At 69.9% G+C, this 8543-nt stretch carries 5 protein-coding genes and 1 tRNA gene; 3 read left to right on the forward strand and 3 right to left on the reverse strand.

Annotation, left to right across the window (positions count from 1 at the left end; all coding sequences use genetic code 11):
- Window positions 1-8: 8 nt before the first annotated feature.
- The 3 genes from AB0C82_RS27960 to AB0C82_RS27970 form a co-directional block, all read right to left on the reverse strand.
- Window positions 9-1943: a kelch motif-containing protein gene (locus AB0C82_RS27960; RefSeq protein WP_362846983.1), complete on the reverse strand. Its 1935-nt coding sequence runs from the start codon at window positions 1941-1943 to the stop codon at window positions 9-11.
- Window positions 1940-3850 (reverse strand): glycosyltransferase family 2 protein, encoded by a 1911-nt coding sequence (locus AB0C82_RS27965; RefSeq protein ID WP_362846985.1) that lies wholly within the window; start codon window positions 3848-3850, stop codon window positions 1940-1942. Before AB0C82_RS27965 ends, AB0C82_RS27960 begins: the two co-directional genes overlap by 4 nt.
- Window positions 3851-4299: 449 nt before the next feature.
- Window positions 4300-4373 (reverse strand) — tRNA-Lys (locus AB0C82_RS27970).
- Between the two features lie 185 nt (window positions 4374-4558).
- Between AB0C82_RS27970 and AB0C82_RS27975 the strand changes: the two genes are divergently transcribed.
- The 3 genes from AB0C82_RS27975 to AB0C82_RS27985 all read left to right on the forward strand — a co-directional run bounded on the left by AB0C82_RS27975 (window position 4559) and on the right by AB0C82_RS27985 (window position 8389).
- Window positions 4559-5848, forward strand: coding sequence for a peptidoglycan-binding protein (locus AB0C82_RS27975; RefSeq protein WP_362846987.1), 1290 nt, complete (start codon window positions 4559-4561; stop codon window positions 5846-5848).
- Between the two features lie 25 nt (window positions 5849-5873).
- Complete coding sequence (locus tag AB0C82_RS27980) at window positions 5874-7637, forward strand: SPFH domain-containing protein (protein ID WP_362846989.1); 1764 nt, start codon at window positions 5874-5876, stop codon at window positions 7635-7637.
- 161 nt (window positions 7638-7798) lie between these two features.
- Window positions 7799-8389 (forward strand): lytic polysaccharide monooxygenase, encoded by a 591-nt coding sequence (locus AB0C82_RS27985; RefSeq protein WP_362846991.1) that lies wholly within the window; start codon window positions 7799-7801, stop codon window positions 8387-8389.
- Window positions 8390-8543 lie beyond the last annotated feature (154 nt).

The raw sequence follows: 8543 nt of genomic DNA on the forward strand, positions 1-8543 counted from the left end.
TCCGATGCCTACGGCACCTCCACCCACGTCCCCTCCGACGGCGTCCCCCGGTCGTCCGTGACGAACAGCATGTACCAGCCCGAGGGGACCAGCGCCCGGTTCTTCGGCACCTTCACCGTGACCCCGTCCGCCGACGCCTTCATCTCCAGCGCGACCGTCCGCTGATCCGTGTCCGTGACGTGCGTGACGGCACTCGGCCGCATCAGCTTCGCCGACTTCAGGGACGCCGCCTGCCGCGTCGTGAACGTGCCCGTACCGCCGCGCCTGATCCGCTTCGGCCCGTCCGTCAGCTCCGGCCGGCTCGCGCGGTACAGGTAGGGCGGTGTGTAGATCTCGATGCGCTGCTCGAACGTGCCCGGCCGCGTGTTGTCCCGGTCCGAGTACAGCGAGTCCGATCCGAAGATCATGACGCGGCCGTCGGGCAGCAGCACCGACCCCGAGTGGTAGTTGCGGCCCACGGCGGGGTCCGCCACCCGCTTGTACGTGTCCGACCCGGCGTCGTACAGCCGCGCCTGGAGTACGTCGGAGCCGCCGCGCCCCCGGTAGTCCTCGGAGCCGCCGGTGACGAGCAGGGAGTCGTCGGGCAGCAGTGACGCGCTCGGGTAGCGGGTGCCGTCCGACAAGGACGCGCCGTCGACGAACCGCGGCTTCCCGGCCCCGAGGTCCACCAGTCGTGACTTCTCGCTGGACTTCTCGGACTCGCCGACCCCGCCCCCGCCGATGACCATGAACTTCTCGTCCTGGGCGGGAGGCAGCCGTACGGTCGCCGAGGTCTCCATCTTGTCCGGGTCGCTGAGGCCGGGAATCTTCTTGAACTTGTTCGTCTTCAGGTCCCAGACGCCGGGGGCCCGGCCCACGTTCGCGGGCCCGTACCCGGCGTTGGAGCCGGAGTAGAAGAGCTTGCCGTCGTTGAGGAGGAAGACCGCGGGATAGGTGGGGAACTTCCGGATGACGCCGGTGTACTCCCACTCCTTCGTCTCGGGGTCGTAGATCTCGTCCTTGCCGGGCACGATCTGCCCGATCTCGTCCAGACCGGAGAGCGCGAGGACCTTGCCGTCCTTCAGCGTCGTCAGGGTGGGGTACCAGCGGGCCTCGTTCATCGGGTCGACGGTGATGTACTTCTCCGCGACCGGGTCGAACTCGTACGCTTCCTTGATGCCCTGGAAGTCCTTCTTGTCCAGGGCGAGTTTCTGTGCGATCCCGTAGACGTTGCGGGTGTCGGAGCCGGAGAGGCCGGCGATCCGGTAGTTGTCCTCGGTGCCCGTCTCGTACTTCATGCCGGACTTCCGGGCCTCGACGTAGATCCGCCCGCGACCGGGCTCGTTGCGCACGAAGGCCCCGGTCCGCTTGTCGAAGACCTTTGTGGCCTTCTCGACCAGCACCGGGTCCTTGGAGACGAACGTCTTCCCGTTCTCCTTGCCCGTGAACCGTGTGCCGGCCGGCAGGGTGATGGGCTTGTCCGGGTCCTCGTTCTGGACGATCATCAGGCCGCCGGCCTTGGTGACGTCGCCCTCCAGCTTCTCGTACCGCTTGGTGCCGCCGGCTATCAGGAGCTTGCCGTCGGGCAGTTGGGTGTGGCCGGAGCAGAACATGTCCTTGGGCGTGGGTATGTTCTTGAACCCGTTGGTCTTCGGGTCCCACAGCACCGACCGGAAGCTCTTCGCGTCGAAGTTCTTCTGGTTGTTGCCCGAGCCCGCGACGAGCAGCACCTTGCCGGTGTGCAGCAGTGCCGCGTGGATCGTGTTGATCCGGAACTCGGCGGGGACGTCGAGGTAGTCCCAGTGGCCGTTCGCGGCCTTGTACTCCGCGGTGTTGATCTCGTACGTGTGGTAGCGCTCGGTGCCGAAGCGGTACAGCCAGGGTCCGTTCGCCCCCGCCAACGCGAGAACCACCGCCGTACTGATCGCCAGTCGGCGGGTACGGCGGCTCGGGCGGTACTTCATTTCTTACGTCCCCCAAGGGCGATCTGCATGGTCTGTTCGTTGTCCGCCGGACCGCCGGCCGGTCCGGGGCGCTCCGGCGGCTGCGGCTGCGGCGGGGGCCCCGCGCGTCGCTTCTTCTTCTCGGCGCGGACGGTGTGCCGCCAGCCGAAGATCGGGGCCGCCGTGATCAGCAGGGCGAGGCAGGCCCAGGTCAGCATCGCGGGGTGGCTGTGGCCCAGGAAGAAGGACGCGGCGATGGAGCCACCGAAGACGAGAAGGAAGAAGAGGTGGATGCGGAAGGTGCCGAAGAGGGTGTCCGGGCTGGACGAGTCGCCCTTGGGCGTCACCACGAAGGAGCTCTTGCGCCGCAGTACGGCGTCCATGAGGGAGCGTGCGTAGATCGGCGCGGACAGTGCCGACATCATCATCCCGGCGAGTCCGCCGGAGCCCTCGGGCTCGTGCGGCGAGACGTTGTGGCGCCGGTTCCAGATGTAGAGACCGATCTGGAGCGCGGAGGCGTTGCCGTAGAGCATCATCCAGATCGTGGGGTCGATCTGCACACCGGAGGCGCCCATGCCGAGGAACAGCGCGCAGCTCAACGCGGCGAGAATCCAGTTCATCGCCGACATCGGATAGAAGATGATCATCATCGTGTAGTTGAAGAGCTTGCCCGCCGGGAGCGAGAACCAGCCCTTCCAGTACTGCTTGAGGATCGTCTCGTACGTCCCGCGCGACCAGCGCAGCTGCTGCGTGAAGAAGTCGGTCCAGGCGGTGGGGCCCTCGCCGACGGCCAGCACGTCCGGGGTGTAGACCGAGCGCCACTTCTTGCCGGTCAGGGGGTTGCGGGCGCGGTGGATCTCGAAGCCGGTCGCCATGTCCTCGGTGATCGAGTCGTAGAGCCCGCCGATCTGCTTGAGGGCCGAGATCCGCACCGCGTTGCTCGTGCCGACGAACATCGGGGCGCCGTAGCGGTTGCCCGCGCGCTGGATCAGCGCGTGGAAGAGGAACTGCTGCGACTCGGCGGCCTTGGTGACGAACGTGTCGTAGTTCCCGTAGACCTGCGGGCCGATGACGAAACCGATGTCCGGGTCGCGGAAGTAGCCGAGCATCCGCTCCAGGTAGTTGGCCATCGGTACGTGGTCGGTGTCGACGGAGGCGAAGAAGTCGTAGTCGTCGCCGTGCGCGTCGAGCCAGGCGTTGTAGTTGCCGTGCTTCGTCTTCGCGCGGTGCGGACCCTTGGCCTGGTTCCAGCGCGCGACGCCCTTGCGGGAGAAGTGGTGGACACCGAGCTTGGCGCACACCTCCTTGACCGCGGGGTCGTCGCCCTCGTCGAGCAGCCAGACGTGCATGAGCCCGCGGTGCCGGATGCGTACGGCCGCCTCCAGCGTCTTCGTCACCATCTCCAGGGGCTCCTTGCCCGGCACGAAGGAGGTGAGGAAGGCGACCTTGGTGCCCGTCTCCGGCACCACGGGGACCGGGTCACGGGCGACGAGCGTGGCGTGGGCGTTGGAGAGGACGTTCATCGTGCGGAAGAGCTCGATCAGACCGATCGAGACCAGCATGACGATGTCGAGGATCAGCAGCGTGTCGTTCTTGAGGTTCGGGTCGCGTTCCGTCCAGTGCGCCGGCTGCATCAGCCAGGCGAAGAGGCCGAGCGAGACCAGAGGAGCGGCGCCGAGGAGCAGCGCGGCCCGGACGCGGTGCGGTTCCTGCGAGAGCAGGGACCGGTAGCGGACCGTGTAGGGCCGGCCGGGGTCCGGCTGGGTCAGGGGCCCGGCGAGCCGGCTGTAGTGCTCGTAGTCGTACCGCGGCAGCGCCTTGTTCGTCTGGCGCCGTCGCTGTCCGGTCCGCAGCTGCTGAGGTATCCGTAGCTGAGTGGTCCGCGACGGATCGTTGTCCTGCCGGGCGCCTGGCGGCGTCGACGTCATGGGTCATCCCCCCCGCACGCAGGGTCAGTGCGCGATTGGTCGGTCAGTCGTGTGCGGTGAAGCCCCCGGATCGCCGCGCACGCACACAGTGGCGGGTCACCTTTCCACAGACATGGAAAGGAGGCCTTCCGGTTGCATGATGCCCCCTCGGCATTCCTTCGTGAGCGGGACCCCCGTCCCGCGGCGCCCCCGGCCGGCGTCCCGGGCCCCGCGGCCCAACTGCCCGGGCCCGGTGGCTGCCTTGGAGCCCGGCGGCTCCAGGACAGGTTGTCCGACATGTCGGGAGACCGCAACGGTGGAACACGGGGTTTACCGGGCATATGTGTGCGATGGCCGGGTGTGGGGGGTCAAGAGGGGAGGGGCGCGCGGATGCACTCGTGGGCGCCCGCACGTGCCCTCGCGCACGAACAAGGCCCCCTCACGCTCGGTGAGGGGGCCTTGTCTTTGCGTGCGCCGTCAGGGACTCGAACCCCGGACCCGCTGATTAAGAGTCAGCTGCTCTAACCAACTGAGCTAACGGCGCCTGCTGACCTGGAGAACTCTACCCGATGGCGGACCGTGCCTCTGACCAATTCCGCCGCGCCACGCCCTGTGGGATGGTCGTTTTTTCTCTTTGATCCGTCAAAATGCGATATGTCAGGAGAGTTGAGACACTGACGCCCGTTGCAGATGCGCCCAAAGATCTTGACGAGTGCGGAGGGGAATCGCATGACTGTGCCGGTCTTCGAGGAGTACGAACCCGCTGTCGACTGCACCTGCGCGGGGTGTGCCGCGCAGCGGCGTACCGCGGCCAGGGCCCTGCCGGCACGGCAGGGCGGGTATCCGGCGGCGCACGGGGCGCGCCGGGCGCTGGTGCTGGTGACGGCGGCCGGAGTGGTCCTGTCCAGCGGGGCCGCCGATGCCGCGACCGCTGCGGGACACGCCACGGGGCCTGCCCGGACGGACGCGCAGACCGACCCCGAACCGGCCACTCCGCAGGGTGAGAAGGGTCCGCTCAAGGGGGCGGGCGCCTCGGGGCCGCCCTCGGCGCCGACGCTCCGGGCGACGACTCGGGCCGACATCATCAACCGGGCCAAGGTCTGGGTCTCCGCCCAGGTCCCGTACAGCATGGAGAAGTACTGGTCGGACGGCTACCGCCAGGACTGCTCGGGCTTCGTCTCGATGGCGTGGAACCTGGGCGGCAACGAGTGGACGGGCAGCCTCGGCCAGTACGGGACACGGATCTCCCGCGAGGACCTGCAGCCCGGCGACATCCTGCTCTTCCACAACCCGGCGGACCCGAACAAGGGCTCGCACGTCACGATCTTCGGCGGCTGGACCGACTACCGGCACAGCCACTACACCGCCTACGAGCAGGCGCGCCCGCGCACGCGCAAGCAGGCGACGCCCATGGCGTACTGGAACAACTCCGACCGTTACGTGGCGTACCGCTACCGGGGCCTCACGGGCGGGGCGGCGGGCAGCGCCTCCTCGACGGCCTTCCCGGGGGCCGGGAAGTTCGGGCCCGGAGCCGACAACAAGTACGTCACCCAGCTCGGCAAGCTGCTCGTGGCGCGGGGCGGCAAGCGGTTCTACACGGAGGGGCCCGGCCCGCACTGGGGCGAGACGGACCGGCGGGCGACCCAGGCCTTCCAGCTGGCCCAGGGCTGGAGGGGCAAGGAGGCCGACGGCATTCCCGGACCGCAGACCTGGCGCCATCTGGTCACCGGCACCGGGCGCGGCATCCCGGCCGCCGGTGCGGGCGGCAGTCCGAACACGGCCACGGCCTTCCCCGGCCGTGGCTATTTCAAGCCGGGCCGGTCCAACGGTCATGTCGCACGGCTCGGCACCCAACTGGTGAAGAGGGGATTCGGCAGGCACTACCTGTCGGGTCCCGGCCCCCGGTGGACCGAGGCCGACCGCCGCAACGTCGAGGCGTTCCAGCGGTCCCTGGGCTGGCGCGGCAGCGCGGCCGACGGCTATCCGGGCCCGGATACCTGGCGGCGACTCTTCGCGTGACGGCACGGACATGACGGAGGCGGCAATGCGACCCATGGTGTCGGACAGCTCCGGATCCCCGGAGAACGGAAAGGCAGGGCAACCGGTGAACGGACACGAGGACTCGACCGAGATCCCCGCCACGAGAACCACGCCCGGGGCCGCCGAGGCCCCGGACCTGTGGCAGGGAGGCGAGGCGGAGAGCCCGGAGGCAGGGACGGCCACGCTCCTGGGCGGGCCCGGGCGGGAGCCGGCCCCGGGCCCGCCCTTGCCGGAGCAGGGAGCGACGGTCACCGCGGACGGGGGTGAGGGCCCGGCGCCGGCCGGGCGGGACGCCGACACCGTGGTGGATCTCGTGCTCGACCTGGCCCCGGCACACGCGGTCGTCGGGGCCCCGGTCCCGGTGCCGGTCGGGGGGACCGAATCCGTGGCAGGTGGCCGGCCTCTGCCCTCCGGCGCGTCCGACTCCGAGCAGGCCGCCGGGCTGCTCAGCGTCCCGGGACGCTGGCAGGCCGGCAAGGGCGGGGCCGCCGATGCCGACAGCCGGCGGGACACCGGGCGGCGGCACTCCGTCATCGCCAACGAGTCCACGGCCTCCATCCCCGTACACCTGCTCTTCCGTGACGACCGCGACGCACAGGCCGCACGTGACGCGCAGGCCGCACGGGATGTGGATGCGGCACGCGACGTACTCGACGCACTCGACGCGGGGGAGGCACGCGACGCGCGGGACGGACACGAAGTCCACGAGGGCCGTGACGCACGTGATCCGGGTGCGGGTCACGGTGATCCGGGGGCGGCGCTGCCCGCCTTCGTGACCCGGAGTCCCGGACCGGTGCGGCGGCCACCCCTGCCGCGCTCGCCGCAGCCCCAGGTGCGGCCGTCGACCAGGCCCGCCCCGCTCGGCGACCCCCGGCTGTCCGAGCGGCCGGGCCCCGCCCTGCCCGGCTGGGCCGCGCTGCTCACCGGAGCGGCCGGGACCCTGGCCGCTCTCGCCACCCTCTGGTGGTCAGGGGCGCTGCCCGCCGTCGCTCTCGAACGCGTAGGGATCGGCTCCCGCCCGTACGACGGTCTGGGGATCGGGACCTGGGCGCTCCTCGCCTTCCTGGTGACCGTGGTCCTCTTCGCCCTGGGCGGTCTCGGCCGGGGCCGGGTCGGGTACGCCTGGGTGCTGACCCTGTTCGGCGACTACCGGGGCAGTGTCCGCCGCACGGGCCTGGTCTGGGTCTCCCCGCTCCTGCTGCGCCGCCGCGTCGACGTACGGCTGCGGCACTGGCGCAGCGAACCCCTGCCGTCCGTCGACGCGAACGGCACCGCGCTGCGCGTGGTCGTCCTCGTCGTCTGGCGGATCAAGGACACCGTGCGGGCCACCCTCGGCGTCGCCGACCACGAGGAGTACCTGCGCGAGCAGGTCGAGGCCGCGATGGCGCGGGTGCTCTCACAGCTGCCCGCCGACGCCTTCAACGAGGACGCGCACACCCTCCGCAACGCCGAGGCCGTCGGTGACGCCCTGACCCGGATGCTGAAGGCGGACTGCGAACCCGTGGGCATCGAGGTGTACTCGGCGCAGCCGACCGGAATCGAGTACGCCCCCGAGGTCGCCGCCGCGATGCAGCGGCGCCGGATCGCCGCGATCGACGCCCGGCACCGGGACAGTGTGCTGACGTCCGTGGTCGACGCCGTCGACGACACGGTGCACCGGCTCACCTCGCGCGGCATCGTGGAGCTCGACGACTACGAGCGAAAGGCCCTGGTCAAGGACCTGACGGTGGCCTTCTACACCGGTCGCAGCGGCTCGGAAGGCTCCTGAGGGCCGCCCCGCCGCTCCCGTCGGGGAACCGGAATCGGACGCTCATTGGTCTGGACATGTTCATGTCGCGTCAATAACCTAGGACTTGGTCTAGACCGCACAGCACGCGCGCAGAAGCAGAGCTCATGGAACCTCCCCCACGTTCTTGAGGAGCGAAAAGCATGCGGAAAAGGGCAAGCGCGGCCGTGATCGGCCTGGCGATAGCCGGTGCGTCGATGTTCGCGACCAGCAGCGCCAGCAGTCACGGCTACACCGACTCCCCGATCAGCCGTCAGAAGCTCTGTGCCAACGGCACGGTGACCGGCTGCGGCGCCATCCAGTGGGAGCCGCAGAGCGTCGAGGGCCCCAAGGGCTTCCCGGCGGCAGGTCCGGCGGACGGCAAGATCTGCTCGGCCGGTAACGCCGGCTTCGCGGCGCTCGACGACCCGCGCGGCGGCAGCTGGCCGGCGACGAGGGTCACCGGCGGGCAGGGCTACAGCTTCCGCTGGCAGTTCACGGCCCGGCACTCCACCAGCGACTTCCGGTACTACATCACCAAGAACGGCTGGAACACCACGCAGCCGCTCACCCGGGCCGCCCTGGAGTCCCAGCCGTTCATGACGGTGCCGTACGGGAACCAGCAGCCCCCGTCGACGCTGACGCATCAGGGCACCATCCCCACCCAGAAGACCGGTAAGCACATCATCCTCGCCGTCTGGAACGTCGCGGACACCGGCAACGCCTTCTATGCCTGCTCGGACGTGCAGTTCTGACGTCCGAACGGCCCAGTGGTACGGCGGCGGCCCGGGCGGGGGCCGCCGTTTTCGCGTGGTGCGGCACGCGCTCGCCCCTGCGTGGGCGCGTGTACGGACGCGCGGAGCGGCAAAAGCACAGTGGGCGGTTTCCGGTGTTCCGGAAACCGCCCAC

Source organism: Streptomyces sp. NPDC048560 (genome assembly GCF_040650955.1).
In the GTDB taxonomy this organism is placed as follows: domain Bacteria; phylum Actinomycetota; class Actinomycetes; order Streptomycetales; family Streptomycetaceae; genus Streptomyces.

Excerpts from the sequence above, each read along its gene's own strand:
- AB0C82_RS27960 (WP_362846983.1), bottom strand. The coding sequence starts at position 1,943 with ATGAAGTACCGCCCGAGCCGCCGTACCCGCCGACTGGCGATCAGTACG.
- AB0C82_RS27965 (WP_362846985.1), bottom strand. The coding sequence starts at position 3,850 with ATGACGTCGACGCCGCCAGGCGCCCGGCAGGACAACGATCCGTCGCGG.
- AB0C82_RS27975 (WP_362846987.1), top strand. The coding sequence starts at position 4,559 with ATGACTGTGCCGGTCTTCGAGGAGTACGAACCCGCTGTCGACTGCACC.
- AB0C82_RS27980 (WP_362846989.1), top strand. The coding sequence starts at position 5,874 with ATGCGACCCATGGTGTCGGACAGCTCCGGATCCCCGGAGAACGGAAAG.
- AB0C82_RS27985 (WP_362846991.1), top strand. The coding sequence starts at position 7,799 with ATGCGGAAAAGGGCAAGCGCGGCCGTGATCGGCCTGGCGATAGCCGGT.